Origin of the sequence: Devosia sp. (assembly GCF_025809055.1) — a bacterium.
Lineage (GTDB): Bacteria > Pseudomonadota > Alphaproteobacteria > Rhizobiales > Devosiaceae > Devosia.
In genome coordinates this window covers 279235-294769 of record NZ_CP075529.1, presented here as the reverse complement: position 1 = coordinate 294769, position 15535 = coordinate 279235, and the positions used below count along the sequence as shown (strand labels likewise).

The following is a 15535-nucleotide window of genomic DNA, read 5'->3' as shown; positions in this document are numbered from 1 at the left end:
ACTATGCCATTGATATACATTCATTAATTTCTAAAGATTTCTAGTCGCGTTTCGGGTCTTGCGGACAGAATTCGAATCGCTATGCTGAAGCTCCAACCACAGGGGTGCTCCGTACAGTCGGGGCTGAGATGAGGGCGGCATGCCTTCGGACCCTCAAGCTGATCTGGGTAATACCAGCGGAGCGAGGCGGCATGTTTTCAGGCGCACAAATTTCCCTTTATCCGATGTCCAGTGACTTCATCTGGATCATCACCGATGCGCTGAGCGCACTCGATCCCTACCGCGAACATCTCAGGATCGAGACGGACGATATTTCGACCCTCATCGTCGGTCCGCCGGAGGTGGTTTTTGCCGCCATGCGCGACCTCTACAGCGTTGCCGGCAAGGGCGGCGTGCACTGCGTGCTGTCGGCCACAATCTCGCGGGGATGCCCGGGCGAGCCCGATGATGCCATCTGCAACGCACCCGGGTTCGACGGCCCTGAAGAACCGCTTGCGGAGCGGATGGAAACGGCGCTGGCGGCCTTGAAAGATGCGCCGCACAAGGGCGTAGACGCGAGCGCCCAGTTTTCGCTCTACGTGCTGGGCAGTAATCACCACATGGACGAAATCTATGGCTGCATTGACTTCGTCAAGCAGTCGGGTGCCTTCGACCGCGCCAAGAATTTCTGCACCAGGCTCAAGGGCGATGCCGGGCTGGTTTTCGCGACCCTCGAGCAGGCGTTCTGCGCGTTTGGCAGCAAGCAGGGCCATGTCACCATCGACCTGACTGTCTCGGCCAACAGCCCCTCCGTTACGGCCTAGGGGCAAGCCATGACCAGTCCCGATGGTCGCGCCGGTGGCGCGGCATTTCTGGTGCGCGCATTGCCGCCAGTACTCTCCGTCGCGGCGGTTCTGCTGGCCTGGGAAGCGAGCGTGCGCCTGGGGGGAATTGCGCCAACGGTCCTGCCGGCGCCGAGCCGCATCGGCCAGCAGTTGATCGAGCACCGGCTGGCGCTGGCGGATCATGCGCTGGCCAGCATGCAGGCGACCGTGGCCGGCTTTGCGTGTTCGCTGCTCTCGGCCTTTTTCCTCGCCGTCCTGGTGGATTTTCACCCGCGTGTGCGGCGCGCCTTGTTCCCGATCTTCATCATCAGCCAGACCCTGCCGCTGGTCGCCATCGCACCGCTGGTGGTGCTCTGGTTCGGATTCGGGCTGGCACCGAAGATCCTGCTCGTCGCGCTGGTGACGTTTTTTCCGATGCTCGTGGCGCTCGTCGAAGGCTTCGAGTCGACGGATCGCGACATTTCCGCCCTGCTTGCCAGCATGGGAGCGCCGCGGTGGCGCATGTTCACCATGGCCCGCCTGCCCTCGGCCCTGCCTTACTTCTTTGCGGGCCTGCGCATTTCGATCACCTATGCCGTCGTCGCCGCCATCTTTGCTGAATATGCCGGCGCGGCGAAGGGCCTCGGCATCTATATCCTGAGCGCGAAGAACAATTTCAGACCCGACCTGGTGCTGGCGGCGGTCGCAGTCAGCGCGACGCTGACGCTGGTCCTGTTCGGCCTGACTCTGGCGATCCAGGCCCTGACCATGCCCTGGCTGCGCGCCACGCGGGCGGCAAAGCCATGAGCAGCGCGCTGACCCTGAAGGGCGTGGGCAAAGGCTTTGATGGGCTCAAGGTTCTGGACAATCTCGACCTGACGGTCGGCAAGGGTGAGTTCGTCTCTATCCTCGGCCCATCCGGCTCCGGGAAATCGACCATCCTCAACATTCTCACAGGGCGAATCCGGCCCGATCAGGGCCAGATTTTTGTGGATGGCGCACCGCTGGCTGCGGGGCAATTCCCCTTCGCCTTCATGCCCCAGCACGACGCGCTGATGGCCTGGCGCACAGTTCTCGATAACGCGACGGTCGGGCTTGAAGTGCGGGGCATCAAGCGGCGCGATGCCCGCGCCATGGTTGCCCCGCTGATCGAGACATTCGGGCTCAAGGGTTTCGAGCACCATTTTCCCGCGCAATTGTCCGGCGGGATGCGGCAGCGCGTGGCCTTGTTGCGCACGGCCGTGCAGGGCCGGAACACGGTGCTGCTCGATGAACCCTTCGGCGCCCTCGACGCTCTCACCCGCATCCAGATGCAACGCTGGCTGGCGCGCATGTGGACGGACTTTGGCTGGTCGGTGCTGCTCGTGACCCATGACGTGCGCGAAGCCGTCGCTCTCTCCGACCGCATCGTGTTGCTTTCGGCCCGCCCGGCCCGGGTCGTGCGCGAGATCGCCATCCCCCTTTCCCGACCGCGTGACCGCCTGCCCGAGGCCGGCGCGATCGAGGGCGAAATCCTCGATTCCCTGTTCAAAATGGAGACCTGACACGATGACCCGCAGACTTATTCTGCCGTCACTGACCCTTGCCGCAACGCTGCTCGCCCCGGCGGCCTGGGCGCAAGACCGGAGCGTGAGCATCGCGCTCGACTGGACGCCGAATACCAACCATGTCGGCATCTATGTGGCCGAAAGCCTCGGCTACTATGCCGATGCGGGGCTGGACGTGACCATTCTCCCCTATTCGGACGCCTCCGCCTCGACGCTGGTTGCCAATCGCGTGGCCGATTTCGGCATCCTTGGCGGGGTATCGCTGTTCACGCTGGGTGCGGCGGGGGCGGACCTGGTAGCGACCTATGCTGTCGTGCAAACGGAAACCGGGCGCCTGGTGTTTGATGGCGAACGCGACGACATCACCCGCCCGGCCGATCTCGACGGCAAGATTTATGCAGGCTTCGGCAGCGCCTGGGAAGACGCCCTCATCGGGGAAATGATCCGCCACGATGGCGGTTCAGGCGCGTATGAAACGGTTACCCTCGGCACGTCCGCCTACGAAGCACTGGCCAATGGCGCTGTGGATTTCACCCTCGAAGTCTATACCTGGGAGGGTGTGAAAGCCGAAATCGATGGCCGGCCCCAGGGTGCCTTCCGATATGCCGATTTCGGTGTACCTGACCAGCACACCACCTTTATAGGCACCAGCGGCGCCTATCTGTCCGAGCACGAGGAAACCGGCCGGGCCTTCATCAACGCAACCGCACGCGGCTATGAATATGCGGCCGATCATCCCGAGGAGGCGGCCGAACTGCTTCTGGCCGCCAATGCCGATGTTTTGACCGACACCGCCCTGGTGCACGCCTCAATGGCCGCACTGGTGGATGGGCATTATCTGCGCAGCGCCGATGGCCAGATCGGCACCATCGACGCGGACAAGATGCAGGCGATGGCCGACTATCTGTTCGATGCCGGCCTGCTGCTGGACGCAGATGGCAAGCCGCTGCCCAGCGTGCCCGACGCGGGTGCATTCTACACCAACGCCCTCATCGGCAAGTAGGCCGCAACAGGCGCGAGGCGGAATTTGGCCGCCTCGCTACCTGCGAGCGCGCAGTGGAATGGTCAGGCGATACCGCCCAGACAGACATATTTTATCTCGACAAAATCCTCGATGCCGTAGCGCGAGCCTTCGCGGCCAAGGCCCGACATTTTCACCCCACCAAAGGGGGCCTCGGCAGTCGAGACCAGGCCGGTATTCACTCCGACCATGCCATATTCGAGCGCTTCGGCCACCCGCCAGACGCGTGCGAGGTCACGGGCGTAGAAGTAGGACGCAAGACCAAACTCGGTGTCATTGGCCTGGGCGATGACGTCGGCGTCGTCGGTGAAGCGGAAAAGCGGCGCCAGGGGCCCGAAGGTCTCTTCACGGGCGACGGCCATATCAGGCGTAACGTTCGTCAGGATCGTCGGTTCGTAGAAGGTGCCGCCCAGGGGGTGCTGTTTTCCGCCTCGCAACACCTTGGCGCCCTTGCCCGTGGCATCGGCCACGTGCTCTTCGACCTTGTCGAGCGCCGCCTGGTCGATCAACGGCCCAAGCATGACGCCTTCGTCAAAACCATTGCCGGTCTTGAGCGTTCCCACGGCATTGGCGAGCTTTTCGGCGAAGGCATCATAGACGCCATCCTGCACATAGATGCGGTTGGCGCAGACGCAGGTCTGGCCGTTATTGCGGAATTTCGCGATCAGGGCGCCATCGACCGCGGCATCGAGATCGGCATCGTTGAAGACGATAAAGGGCGCGTTGCCGCCCAGCTCGAGGCCGAGCTTCTTGATGGTCGGCGCGCTCTGTTTGTAGAGCTCGGCACCGACTTCGGTGGAGCCGGTAAAGGTCAGCTTGCGCACGATGGGGCTCGCGGTCATTTCCGCGCCGATCTCCCGGGCCGATCCGGTGACGACGCTGAAGAGGCCGTTCGGCAAGCCGGCGCGCTCGGCCAGCACGGCCAGCGCAATGGCAGAAAACGGTGTCTGGCTGGCGGGTTTCAGGACCATGGCACAGCCGGCGGCCAATGCCGGACCGGCCTTGCGCGTGATCATGGCGTTGGGGAAGTTCCACGGCGTGATCGCCGCAACCACGCCAATCGGCTGCTTCATCACCATGATGCGCGCATCGGCGCGATGGCCGGGAATAAGATCGCCATAGACGCGCCGGGCCTCTTCGGCGAACCACTCGATGAAACTGGCGCCATAGGCGATCTCGCCGATTGCCTCTTTCAGCGGCTTGCCCTGCTCAAGCGTCAGAATGCGCCCCAGATCGGTCTGGTTCTCCATCATCAGCTCAAACCAGCGGCGCAGAATGCCTGAGCGCTCCTTGGCGGTGCGGGCAGCCCATTGCTTTTGCGCCGCCTCGGCCGCAGCAATTGCCGCGCGCGTTTCTTCCGCGCCGAGCCTGGGCACATAGCCGATGGTCTCGCCGGTGGCCGGATTGGTCACGGCAATGCCTGACGCCGGATCAGCGTCGATCCAGGTGTCTCCGACAAGCGCGCTCTGGCGCAGGAGTGTCGTGTCGTCGAGCTGCATGGGCTAGGCTCCTATGGATGGTCTTGCTGTTTTCGATGCGGGCGGCCCTAGTCTTTCTGTACTAGTGGCCCTGGCCGCGAACAGGGGGCAGGATGGACCCGAACGACGGGGGAAACATCCATGAATGTCCGTTGCCATGCGATCTGGCTCTCGACAAGCCTGTTCCTGACGACCGCCCCTCACGCGATAGCGGGTTGGGACTATGCCACGGGCGCAAGTCCAAATGGTGGCGTGCGTGTCTCGGCAAGTGTTCAGGAGGCAGGATTTTACCTCAGCCTTCAATGCGACAGTGGGGATGACCCTGGTGTTTATCAGCTGACATTCGTGGCCGATGAGTTTCCGCATCTCGAGAGTATCGACGATGCTGAAACACAGCTGATCTTCCGGTTCGAGGGAACCGGAAAGGACTTCGCGGCGGATGGCTGGTCGGATGTCTGGTATTTTGCGCCAGACAAGGCCTGGACCGGTTCGCTCTACTTCGAGGCGGGCGTGCTTGATTCGTTCGGCGGCGCCTCTGTCCTGCGCATCCTCAGTATGGACAGCCGGGAGGTTGCGAGGTTCTCCATGAACGGCTCGCGCCGGGTGGAACAGGCGATCCGTTCCGTTTGCCACAGGGGCCTGACACCAGAGTAGCCTGAGGCGGGCGCATCCGCACAAGCCCGGTCTCATAGAACGGGTGTACTAATGGCACCCCCGCCCTCAAATTGATAGGAACTGTCCAGGGACGGGACGGCATGACAGAGACCAGGATCATTCTTGCAGACGACCACCCGATCTTCCGGGATGGCCTGCGCCGGCTTGTCTTGCGGGCATTACCCGGTTCGAGCGTGTCGGAGGCTGACAGTTTTTCCCGCGTGGTAGAACTTGCCAATGCAGACGCGCCCGGCCTGTTTGTCCTGGACCTTCATTTTCCTGGATTCGCACTGGAAACCTCGATCCTGGGATTGCGCCGGGACTATCCGGCCAGTTCGATCCTTGTCGTCTCCATGGATGACGAGGATGAAACGATCGAGCGGGTGATGGCCGAGGGCGCCGACGGGTTTGTGTCCAAGGCAGCCAGTCCGGCCACCATCGGCAACGCCATCGCCAGTGTGATCGACGGCGAGATCGTGGTGGTGGACGCAAAGACTGCGGCCAGTTCCCATCTGGATACCGAGAGCAGCGACATCTCACGCATTTCCCCACGCCAGCGGCAGATTCTGGGCCAGCTCGTCCTTGGTCTCAGCAACAAGGAAATCGCCCGCGAGCTGGGCATTTCTCCGTTCACCGTTCGCGTGCATGTGTCAGCGATTTTCAAGCTGCTCAATGTCAAATCCCGGGCGGCTGCCGTGGCCGCCGCCAAGGATTTTGGCCTCTAGGAAATCACAGCCCGAGGCAGAGACGGGTCAGCATGGCCCTGAGTTCGGCAGGCCGCACAGGTTTGCTCAGAACAGGCAGGTTGGCCGCCGAGATGACTGTCCGGGTCTGGCTGTCGCTATGGCCAGTCAGCACCACCGCGGGGATATCCCTGCCTGCCTGCCGGCGAATGGCTTCTATCGCGTCTATCCCGGTCTGGCCGTCGCCTAATTGCATGTCGGCCAGTATAGCGTCGTAGCGGCCGGCGACGTCGCCGGAAGAGGCGGCGGTATCGACAATGCAGCCCCAGCGCTCCAACAGGCCGACGGTTGCATTGCGGACGGTTTCGTCATCATCGATCAGGCAAATCCGTTTGCCAGAAAGCAAATGGGATCGCGACTTCCTGGCGGGGGCGGCGCTGGCAGGAACCGTTGGCACAAGCCCGGATATGATCACCGACGTGCCCCGGCCTGGTACGGAAGCCAGGCGGACGTCGAGGTCCAGCAGGTCGCCAAGGCCGCGCACAATGGCCAGTCCCAGGCCCATACCTTCCGTGGTGTTGCCTGCCTCCGCCGTTTCGAGACGGTAAAACTCACTGAATACGGCTTCGATCTGGGTTGGCTCTATCCCCGGGCCGGTGTCGCATATCTGCAGGGCAAAGTGCCCAGCAACCCGCCGCGGCCCGATCAGCACCCGGCTGCCCGGGGCGTATTTGAACGCATTGCCGAGCACGTTCTGGACCATTGTGAACAGCAGATTGCCGTCGGTTTCGACCCAGGCGGACGTTTGGACATGCGCAAGGGTGCAATTGGCCTTTGCTGCCAGTTCCCGATTTTGCGTAACCAGTTGGTCGAGGAATGCCCCGAGTTGCACGGGCGCCGGCTTTGCGGTTACGCCACCGACATCCAGGCGTGAAATGTCGAGCAGCGACCCGAAAAGGCTGGTGACAGATTCGACCGAAGACTCAATGCTCTCGACCATCTGCCGCTGCTCGCGGTTGAGCCGCGTTTCCTCAAGCGATGCCGTCAATAGGCCGATTGCATGGATCGGTTGGCGCAGATCGTGGCTGGCCTGCGCGAGAAACCGCGATTTCGACAGATTGGCCTCCTCGGCCTCTTCCCGAGCCTTGATGAGATCGGCGGACGCGCGCGTCAGTTGCCCGACTTTCTCATCGAGGGACTGTGTCAGGTTGTGATTGGTGGCCAGGAACCGGTGCATGCGCGCTGTCAGAATTGACAAGATGAGCGCATAGAGCATCACCATGGCGCCGATGGCTGGATCGCCGGCTTCCAACTTGTGAGCCAGGGCCAACAAGGGGACCGAAGTCCAGATGCTGGTGAAGGCCGAGCGCGGAACCGCGTGCTGCGAAGACACGGCGCCCAGAGCAGTGCCACCCAGGGCAAGCGAATAGACGGCCAGAATTTCGAAGTCGTTGTTCAGATAAACGACTATGGCGCCGTAGCCCCAGGTCAATCCGACCAGCGCTGTCAGGATGGTATGGCCCCAGCCTGCCCGCCGGAATTCATATTCGCTATGGCGCGTGCCAGACGCATGGGTCTTGCACAGCAGGGCCATAAGGACAGACAGGACCAGCATGAGGCCGGTCCACAGCACCGGCCACATGGCATCGGGGTTGGCCCCGACGAGCAGCCAGCCGGTGAGGCCAACGACGCCGATATGCACCAGCCATCCCTGAAAGCCCAGATCGAACAGATACCGGACCTGCCAGGTTTCCGTTCGAAATGGGTTCGTTTGGGGCAGCAAGCGGCAGGCCTTCAGAAAGTGGTGACTGACACGGCGATCAAACAGGACGCCTGAAAATCGGCAGCCCGCAGATCCAGGGTCACCTTAGGCGGCCGACGGGATCAATTGTACCCCACATCAAGCTGGCACAGCGTAGGGCCCGGCCTGTTGTTGCTGACATAGGAAATGTAGATGGTCTTTCCGGCACAGATGTCGTTGATCTTGCTCACCTGATAGTCGCTGAGAAACATTGTGTACCCGCAGAACTCGTGGCGATTCACCTTGTCTGCCGAGGGCTGAAGCGTAGCCATGGATTGGCCCGATCCATCACACTCGACAGTATAGTAATCACTTGCAACAGCCGCGCTGGCGGTGGCCAAAACGAGGCCTGCCGCTATGGCCGTGGATCCGAATTTGCTCAACATCTCTCGTCCCTCCATTGAACTCAGGCAATGGCAGGTAAGTATGCGCAGGCGGTCTCTGTGACCATTCGTACAGGTGTACTAGGCACGCGTTCTGATTGAATCAAAACGAGTACTCTAGGTTGTTGATTTGTCGCGTTTTCGATCCTCGGGGCGATGCCCGAGGAGAAAAGTGGTGTCCACTTTTCCTGAAAACGCTCTAGCCGGGCGTGGCTATTGGCCTGGCCGTGAACAGATAGCGATGTCCGGCCTGCCCCATGGTCCCGGTTTGAACCAGGAGCACCGCACCGTCCCATGCGGTCGGTTTTTCAACGCCATAACAGGCAGTTGTGACGAAAAGCTCTGTCAGGGTCTCGCCCCCGAAACAACATGAGGTGGGATTACTTGCCGGAAGGTCGACCACGCGATCCACATGGCCATCGGGTCGATAACGTATGATGCAATTCGCGCCGAAGCGGGCATTCCAGAGACATCCTTCGGCATCGATTGCCGATCCGTCCGGGACACCCGGACCGCCCTGAGTGAACACCTCCCGCTCTCCCAGACGGCCTGTTTGGCCATCGTAGGCGCAGGTCCAGATGACATTGCGGGCGCTGTCGCCGAAGTAGAAGCGGTCACCATTAGGAGACCAGGCCATCGTGTTGGGGATGCCGAACCCCTCTTCGACTGGTCCCGTGACAGTATTTCCAGCGACGCTGAACAGGCGGCCGCGCCAATGGGCCTGCTGGCGCGGCGAGCCATCGGCGTTGAGGTTGTTTTCCATGCTGGCACACCAGAACCGCCCGGCTGGATCACACTTTCCCTCATTGAGCCGCATGTCCTCACGGCTTTCGAGGAAATGTTCCGGCGCGAAGCGATTGGCGTCAAAGTCGAAATAGCCAAAGGTCCGACCGACCGTCAAAACCAGGCGCGCATCCGAGCGGCAAAGCGCGACTGCGCTGGGAAAATCGGCAACAGCGCGGCTCTCGATGACATCGGTGGCCCGAGTCCATCGCCGCACGGCCCTGCCGACGATGTCGACCCAGTAAAGCCTGCCGGTCTGCTCATCCCAGACCGGGCTTTCACCAACCTGGTCTGTGGCGTTTCCGATCCGCCCTATTGGCTCGGGCATCAGTCCGTCTCCGGCGCGCCGGGGATCCTGGAAAGCAAGCCGCCATCGACCCGCACGACTTCGCCGGTCATGAAGGAAGCCTGCGGCGACAGCAGAAACGCAATGACATCGGCAACCTCCTCCGGACGTGCGCGGCGCCCGAGTGGATGCATGAGATCGATTTCCCGGTTGAGGCGATCCGGATTGGGATCCTGGGCGATGGCATTGCGCAACATGGGCGTGTCGACCGATCCCGGCGCAACACCATTGATGCGCACATTGTTTGGCGCTTCGTCCATCGCCATGCCGGCGACCAGGCCGACCAGCCCGTGCTTGGCGGCGACATAGGCCAGGGCGCCCTTTTGCGCGGCCATGCCCTGAACGGAAGCGGTCAGAACCACAGAGCCCCGTGACTTGCGCAATTCCGGCATGGCCGCCTTGGCAACGAGAAATGCACCGGTGAGATTGACCGCCAGAACCTCGTTCCAGAGATCGAGACTGGTCGTGGTCACGTCGCCGTAGCGCTGGATTCCAGCATTGTGCGAAACGCCGTCGAGGCCACCAAAGGCAGCGACGGCTTCGGCAACGGCCCGCTGGCAGGCCATTTCGTCGCCGACCGAGCCGACAGTGGTTACGGGGTCATTTTGCAGGGCGGCAGCAACGCGCGCCAGCGCTGCCGCATCGATATCAAAGAGGGCCAGGCGATGTCCGTCCGCAGCCAATCGATGGGCCACCGCCTCGCCAATGCCCATGCCTGCCCCTGTGACCAGAAATCGTCCGGACGTCATGGCCTCCTCCAATGCTTCGTTGAGCTGATAGGGCGCGTATTGACAGCGCCAATTCCTTCATGCAATCAATTTAAAGCGTTTGCAATTTCAAAAACACAACAATGCAAACGTTAAAAAATGGGAGGTTTCTGGTCTTGGTGGGAAACCGCGCAAAGACGCTCAAGGAGCTCGCCGAACGCCTGGACGTGTCGATCACGACCGTCTCGCGTGCGCTTGCCGGGCATGAGCAGATTGCGCTCAAGACAAGAAATCGGGTGGCCGCGGCCGCGCGCGAACTGGGCTACATCCCAAACCGGGCTGCGCGGCAACTGGTCTCCGGGCGTAGCAATTTCGTCGGTTTCCTGATGCCGCTGCGCGGACCGAATTTCATCGATTCCTATCTTGGAGAATTCGTCACCGGCCTGGGCGAGGGTCTCGTCTCGCACGGGCTCGACCTGTTTCTCGCCACCGTTCAACAGGGTCAGAACGAACTCGACGTGCTTCGGCATGTGGTGGAGTCCGGCCGGGCCGACGGTATCGTGGTGCCGCGCATCGCCGAGGACGACCCGCGCCTCACCTATCTGGCAATGCACGACTTTCCGGCCGTTTCGCATGGGCGCCTGCTGAACCCCACCATTTCCTACAACTGGCTGGATTCAGACGGCGAAGCGGCGTTCAGCGAGATTTTCGACCTGCTCTATGAGCACGGCCATCGCCATATCGGCCTGGTCACCATCTCCGACAAGATGACCTTCCGGCACTACCGCGAGGCCGGCTTGCAGAATGCCATTGCCCGGCGCGGCGACCGCTCGGTGCGCCTATCCATCGAGAGTTTCCCGCGGTTTGATCGCGGCGCCAGCGTTGCCGCCGTCAACCGGATGCTGGCTTCGCCGGACCGGCCCACGGCCATGATCGGTCTCTTCGATGAGATCGCCATGACCATCCTTGAGGAAGCGGCCAGGGCAGGTCTTTCGGTGCCCCGCGACCTGTCGGTCGTCGGCTTCGACAACATCATTGCCGGGGCCTATGCGCCGCCGGGCCTGACCACTTTCGATGCCAATATCCGCACCAGCGCGCGCGAAATCGCGAACATGCTGGTCGACGTCATTGAGGGACGCGCGGCGACGCCGATAACCCGGCTGGTCCGCCCTCAACTGGTGCTCAGAGCCAGCCATGGCCCCGCACCCAAGGAGATCTAAAAACAGGAAAGCCAAGGGAGGAATCCTGATGAAGACGACAAAAATACTGCTCGGCGCAGCCGCGCTCGCCCTTATGGCGGCCGCCCCTGCCCAGGCCCAGGTGCTGTTCTGGTCGACCCAGGCGGCGCCCGTCGAAGAAACCCAGAAAATGCGCGAGGACGTGCTGGCCGGCTTTGAAGGCGGCGTGGACTTCCAGCCGCAGGAAGTGGGCCCCTTCATCACACGTCTCGAAGCTGAAATCAGCTCCGGTTCGGGCAATATCGGGGTTGTTGGCGCCCTGCACGGCGACCTGTCGACCTATGCCGATGCGTGGGTCGATCTTTCCGACGTCGATCTTTCAGGCATAACAGTCAGCGACGCCTTCCTCGAGTTGGGCAAGCTGGGCACGGACGAGCAGAAATATCTGCCCTGGATGCAGGCCAACTACGTCATGGCCGCGAACAAGCAGGCACTCGAATACCTGCCGGAAGGCGCCGACATCAATGCGCTGACCTATGAGCAGCTCGTCGACTGGGCCCAGGCCCTGGCCGAAGGCACCGGCTCGCCGAAGTTCGGTTTCCCTGCCGGCCCTCAGGGTCTCAAGCATCGCTTCTTCCAGGGTTTCCTGTTGCCCTCTTTCGCGGGCTCGACCGTAACCAAGTTCGCTTCCGACGATGCTGCCGCCGGTTGGGAAGTGTTCAAGGAACTCTGGCAGTACACAAACCCTGCCTCGACCAACTACTCCTTCATGCAGGAGCCGCTGCTCAGTGGCGATGTGTGGGTGGCGTTCGACCACATTGCCCGCCTGGCCGATGCCTTCAACCAGCGCCCGGATGACTTTGTCGCCTTCCCTGCGCCTGCCGGCCCCAAGGGTCGCGGCTTCATGCCGGTGCTGGCCGGTGTAGCCGTTCCCGCCAGCGCGCCGGACGTTGATGCTGCAAAGGCACTGGTTCAGTACATGCTGCAGCCGGACACCCAGGTCGCAACGCTGCTGGCCACCAATTTCTATCCGGTCACCGATGCGGCGCTTCCGGCGGAACTGCCCGCTTCAGCCCGCGCGCTCGGCCCTGCCATCACGGCAATGACCAGCTCGGCTGACGCGCTGCCGGCGCTTCTTCCGGTCGGACTGGGCGACATGGGTGGCCAGTTCAACCAGGTCTATACCGACACGTTCGAGCGCATCGTGCTGGGCAATCAGCCGGTTGCCGATGTGCTGCCCCAGCAGGCGGACACGTTGCGCAGCATCATGGAACAGGCCAATGCACCGTGCTGGCTGCCTGATGCCGCATCGGAAGGGCCCTGCCCGGTCGACTAAACCGCCCTCCTTTCAAGCTCACTGCCCGACGGTTCATCGCCGGGCAGTGATCCGCCCCATTTTGGAGTGCCGCCATGCCAGCCAGGTTCCTGCCTTATCTGATGCTTCTGCCGGCGACGATCTTCCTGTTGGTGTTCTTCGTCTATCCGTTCATCCAGATTGCCATTCTGGCGGTGACGCGGGATGGCGGTTTCTCGCTGCAGCCGATCACGACGATGGTCACGCACTGGAAGTTCAACACCGCGCTGGGCTGGACACTCCTGCTTGCGGCGGTTGTTGTGCCGCTGCAACTGGTGATGGCCCTCTCGATGGCGACCATCGTCACCAAGCTCAAGACCGGGCGCAGCACCGTTCTCTACATCTTCTCGATCCCGCTGGGTCTGTCCGACCTCGCCGCCGGCATCGTCTGGCTGGCGATTTTCGAGCAGTCGGGGTTTCTCAACTCCATGCTGGCGGGACTGGGCGTGATCGAACAGCCCATCCTGTTCCTCGGCTATCAGAACATATGGGTGATCTTTCTCGCCGTGGTCCTGGCCGAGTTGTGGCGCGCCACCGCCATTGTCATGGTCATTCTGGTCTCGGGCATGGGGCTGATCCCCAAGGAATATTACGAGGCCGGTGAAGTTTTCGGCGCCAATGGCTGGCAACGCTTCTGGCGCATCACGCTGCCGCTCCTGCGACCGAGCCTGCAATCGGCGCTGATCCTGCGCACCCTGGCGGCGTTTGAAGTTTTCGCCGTGGTGACCGCTCTGGGCGGAACCACCCTGCCCGTCCTCATGGGCGAGACCTTCAACTGGCAGTTTGCACTGCAGGACCGCAACGTGGCCTCGGCCTATGCGCTGGTGATCCTGGCCATTTCGATTGCCGCCACGCTGTTCTTCCTGCGCGCGCTGCGCGTGCCCAAAGGAGCAACGATATGAGCACCTCCCCGGTCGACATGCCGCGGCCCGTATCGTCGGGTGGCGCAGGGCGGTTCCTGATCTGGGCCTCCATCGTACTGCTGTGCGCCTGGGTCCTGGTTCCCATCTACCTGCTGATGGTCAATGCCCTGTCATCCCCGCAACAGGTCAGCGCCTTTCCGAAGACTGGCCTGCCGGGCTTCGACTTTGGCTCATTGCAGTTTTTTGCCAGCTTTGCCGGCGTGGCCAAAGCCCTGTGGAACTCGATCCTGGTGGCAGTGCTGACCATGGCGCTTTCCATCGGCATCGGCGCGCCGGCGGGTTATGCCCTGTCCCGGTTCGACTTTCCCGGCAAGGAAGTGTTCCGCATGCTGGTGGTGATGACCCGGGCCTTTCCGCTGCCGCTGCTGGCCCTGCCCCTGGCCGTGATGTTCATCCGCACCGGCCTGGACGATACGGCCTTCGGGCTGGCCCTGGTGCATACGGTCCTGGCGATCCCATTTGCGGTGCTGATTACCTTTTCGCTGTTCTCCGGCATTCCGCTTGAGCTTGAGGAGGCCGCCTGGACGCTGGGCTGCAATCGCTGGCAGGCCTTTCACAAAGTCGTGCTGCCGCTGGTGCTGCCCGGCATTGCGGCGTCGGCCGTGTTTGCCTTCACCATTTCATGGAACGAGGTATTCGCCGCGGCCGTGCTGACGATCGAGAACCGGACGCTCCCGGCGTTCCTGATCCAGAACCTCAACGTTTCGCCGCTCCATCTCAAATTCGCCGGCGGGGCCGCCATGGTCATCCCCGCGCTCATCTTCATCTTCGCCGTTCGCAAATACCTGTTTGCGATGTGGGGCATCGCCAACCGGTAAGGAGGACCACATGGCCGAAATCGTCATCAAGAATGTCGCCAAGCGCTTTGGCAGCTTCACTGCCCTGCACTCCATCGACCTGACTATTTCCGACCAGGAGTTCATGGTGCTGCTGGGGGCGTCGGGGTGCGGCAAGACCACGCTCCTGCGCATCATTGCGGGGCTGGAAACGCCGAGCCAGGGCGAGGTGTGGATCGGCGGGCGGCGCGTGGACCATCTGCCGCCGCGCGAGCGTGGCATCGCCATGGTTTTTCAGAACTATGCGGTCTTTCCGCATCTGACGGTGTTCGAGAACATTGCCTTTGGCCTGCGCATGAAAAAGCTCCCGCAAGCCGAGGTGGAAAAGCGCGTCACCCGAACCGCCGAACTGATGCATATCGAGCAATTGCTCAAGCGCTATTCGGGCCAGCTCTCCGGTGGGCAACGTCAGCGCGTGGCTGTTGCCCGCGCCCTGGCCATGGAGCCCGACGTCATCCTCATGGACGAGCCATTGTCCAATCTCGACGCCCTGCTCCGACTGGAAATGCGCGCCGAACTCAAGGGCGTCCTGGCCAATTCCAAGACCACAACGATCTATGTCACCCATGATCAGGTTGAGGCCATGTCGCTGGCCGACCGCATCTCGGTGATGAACGGCGGCAAGATCGTGCAGGCGGCCAGCCCCGTTGAAGTCTATCGCAACCCGGCGGCGCGGTTTGTGGGTAGTTTCATTGGCAATCCGCCGATGAATTTCCTCCCGGCAAAGAGCTCGGCAAGCGGACAATGGTCGGTTGCGGGCCTAGATGTTGCTGGGCCGGCGGCAGGCGAGGCCTTGGAATTTGCCATTCGTCCCGAGGATGTCTCGGTTTCGGCCGATGGATTCGGCGCGGTGGTAAGGGTCGTAGAACCCCTGGGCGCGCACACCCTGGTGACGGCAGAGGTCGGCGGACAGATGTTCCGCGCGGTGCTCGACAGCGATCTCAAGATTGCGCCGGGTGACGAATTGCGCCTCGCGCCCAAGGCCGACCGCATTCGCTGGTTCGACCCTGAAACGGGCCTGATGGCCAGTTGAGGAAC

At 62.2% G+C, this 15535-nt stretch carries 16 protein-coding genes and 1 riboswitch; of the genes, 11 read left to right on the top strand and 5 right to left on the bottom strand.

Going from position 1 to position 15535, the window contains the following annotated elements; all coding sequences use genetic code 11:
- The first annotated feature begins 90 nt into the window (after positions 1-90).
- Positions 91-203, top strand: a riboswitch (TPP riboswitch).
- The 4 genes from KIT02_RS01430 to KIT02_RS01415 all read left to right on the top strand — a co-directional run bounded on the left by KIT02_RS01430 (position 192) and on the right by KIT02_RS01415 (position 3353).
- Positions 192-803: a YkoF family thiamine/hydroxymethylpyrimidine-binding protein gene (locus KIT02_RS01430; RefSeq protein WP_297581307.1), complete on the top strand. Its 612-nt coding sequence runs from the start codon at positions 192-194 to the stop codon at positions 801-803. Its footprint overlaps the riboswitch before it by 12 nt.
- Positions 804-812: 9 nt before the next feature.
- On the top strand, positions 813-1610 hold the full coding sequence (locus tag KIT02_RS01425) for an ABC transporter permease (protein WP_297581305.1): 798 nt from the start codon (positions 813-815) through the stop codon (positions 1608-1610).
- On the top strand, positions 1607-2347 hold the full coding sequence (locus tag KIT02_RS01420; protein ID WP_297581303.1) for an ABC transporter ATP-binding protein: 741 nt from the start codon (positions 1607-1609) through the stop codon (positions 2345-2347). The genes KIT02_RS01425 and KIT02_RS01420 overlap by 4 nt, the downstream gene beginning before the upstream one ends.
- Positions 2348-2351: 4 nt before the next feature.
- On the top strand, positions 2352-3353 hold the full coding sequence (locus KIT02_RS01415; protein ID WP_297581302.1) for an ABC transporter substrate-binding protein: 1002 nt from the start codon (positions 2352-2354) through the stop codon (positions 3351-3353).
- 62 nt (positions 3354-3415) lie between these two features.
- Here the strand turns inward: KIT02_RS01415 and gabD are convergent, their stop codons facing one another.
- The gene (gene gabD / locus KIT02_RS01410) at positions 3416-4870 is read right to left on the bottom strand and encodes an NADP-dependent succinate-semialdehyde dehydrogenase (protein ID WP_297581300.1); all 1455 of its coding nucleotides are present in this window, start codon (positions 4868-4870) and stop codon (positions 3416-3418) included.
- Positions 4871-4990: 120 nt separating this feature from the next.
- Between gabD and KIT02_RS01405 the strand changes: the two genes are divergently transcribed.
- Together KIT02_RS01405 and KIT02_RS01400 are read left to right on the top strand one after the other, a co-directional pair.
- Positions 4991-5503 carry a hypothetical protein gene (locus KIT02_RS01405; RefSeq protein WP_297581298.1) on the top strand — a complete coding sequence of 171 codons (513 nt, stop codon included), beginning with the start codon at positions 4991-4993 and terminating at the stop codon, positions 5501-5503.
- Positions 5504-5604: 101 nt separating this feature from the next.
- Positions 5605-6228 (top strand): response regulator transcription factor, encoded by a 624-nt coding sequence (locus KIT02_RS01400; protein ID WP_297581296.1) that lies wholly within the window; start codon positions 5605-5607, stop codon positions 6226-6228.
- 4 nt (positions 6229-6232) lie between these two features.
- On the opposite strand, the gene KIT02_RS01395 is transcribed toward KIT02_RS01400, so the two are convergent.
- From KIT02_RS01395 to KIT02_RS01380, 4 genes are all read right to left on the bottom strand, one after another.
- A complete protein-coding gene (locus KIT02_RS01395) occupies positions 6233-7969 on the bottom strand; it encodes a hybrid sensor histidine kinase/response regulator (protein WP_297581294.1) in 1737 nt (578 codons plus the stop codon).
- A 101-nt stretch (positions 7970-8070) separates the two neighbouring features.
- Positions 8071-8259 carry a hypothetical protein gene (locus tag KIT02_RS01390; protein WP_297581292.1) on the bottom strand — a complete coding sequence of 63 codons (189 nt, stop codon included), beginning with the start codon at positions 8257-8259 and terminating at the stop codon, positions 8071-8073.
- 310 nt (positions 8260-8569) lie between these two features.
- Entirely contained in the window at positions 8570-9481 is a 912-nt protein-coding gene (locus KIT02_RS01385; RefSeq protein WP_297581290.1) for an SMP-30/gluconolactonase/LRE family protein, read from the bottom strand.
- A complete protein-coding gene (locus KIT02_RS01380) occupies positions 9481-10248 on the bottom strand; it encodes an SDR family oxidoreductase (protein ID WP_297581288.1) in 768 nt (255 codons plus the stop codon). The genes KIT02_RS01385 and KIT02_RS01380 overlap by 1 nt, the downstream gene beginning before the upstream one ends.
- A gap of 137 nt (positions 10249-10385) precedes the next feature.
- On the opposite strand from KIT02_RS01380, the gene KIT02_RS01375 reads away from it, so the two are divergent.
- The 5 genes from KIT02_RS01375 to KIT02_RS01355 all read left to right on the top strand — a co-directional run bounded on the left by KIT02_RS01375 (position 10386) and on the right by KIT02_RS01355 (position 15530).
- Entirely contained in the window at positions 10386-11426 is a 1041-nt protein-coding gene (locus tag KIT02_RS01375) for a LacI family DNA-binding transcriptional regulator (protein ID WP_297581286.1), read from the top strand.
- Positions 11427-11454: 28 nt separating this feature from the next.
- Complete coding sequence (locus tag KIT02_RS01370) at positions 11455-12720, top strand: ABC transporter substrate-binding protein (protein ID WP_297581284.1); 1266 nt, start codon at positions 11455-11457, stop codon at positions 12718-12720.
- Positions 12721-12794: 74 nt separating this feature from the next.
- The gene (locus KIT02_RS01365; RefSeq protein WP_297581281.1) at positions 12795-13640 is read left to right on the top strand and encodes a sugar ABC transporter permease; all 846 of its coding nucleotides are present in this window, start codon (positions 12795-12797) and stop codon (positions 13638-13640) included.
- On the top strand, positions 13637-14479 hold the full coding sequence (locus KIT02_RS01360; protein WP_297581278.1) for a carbohydrate ABC transporter permease: 843 nt from the start codon (positions 13637-13639) through the stop codon (positions 14477-14479). Before KIT02_RS01365 ends, KIT02_RS01360 begins: the two co-directional genes overlap by 4 nt.
- Positions 14480-14489: 10 nt before the next feature.
- Positions 14490-15530, top strand: coding sequence for an ABC transporter ATP-binding protein (locus KIT02_RS01355; RefSeq protein ID WP_297581275.1), 1041 nt, complete (start codon positions 14490-14492; stop codon positions 15528-15530).
- The last annotated feature ends 5 nt before the right edge of the window (positions 15531-15535 follow it).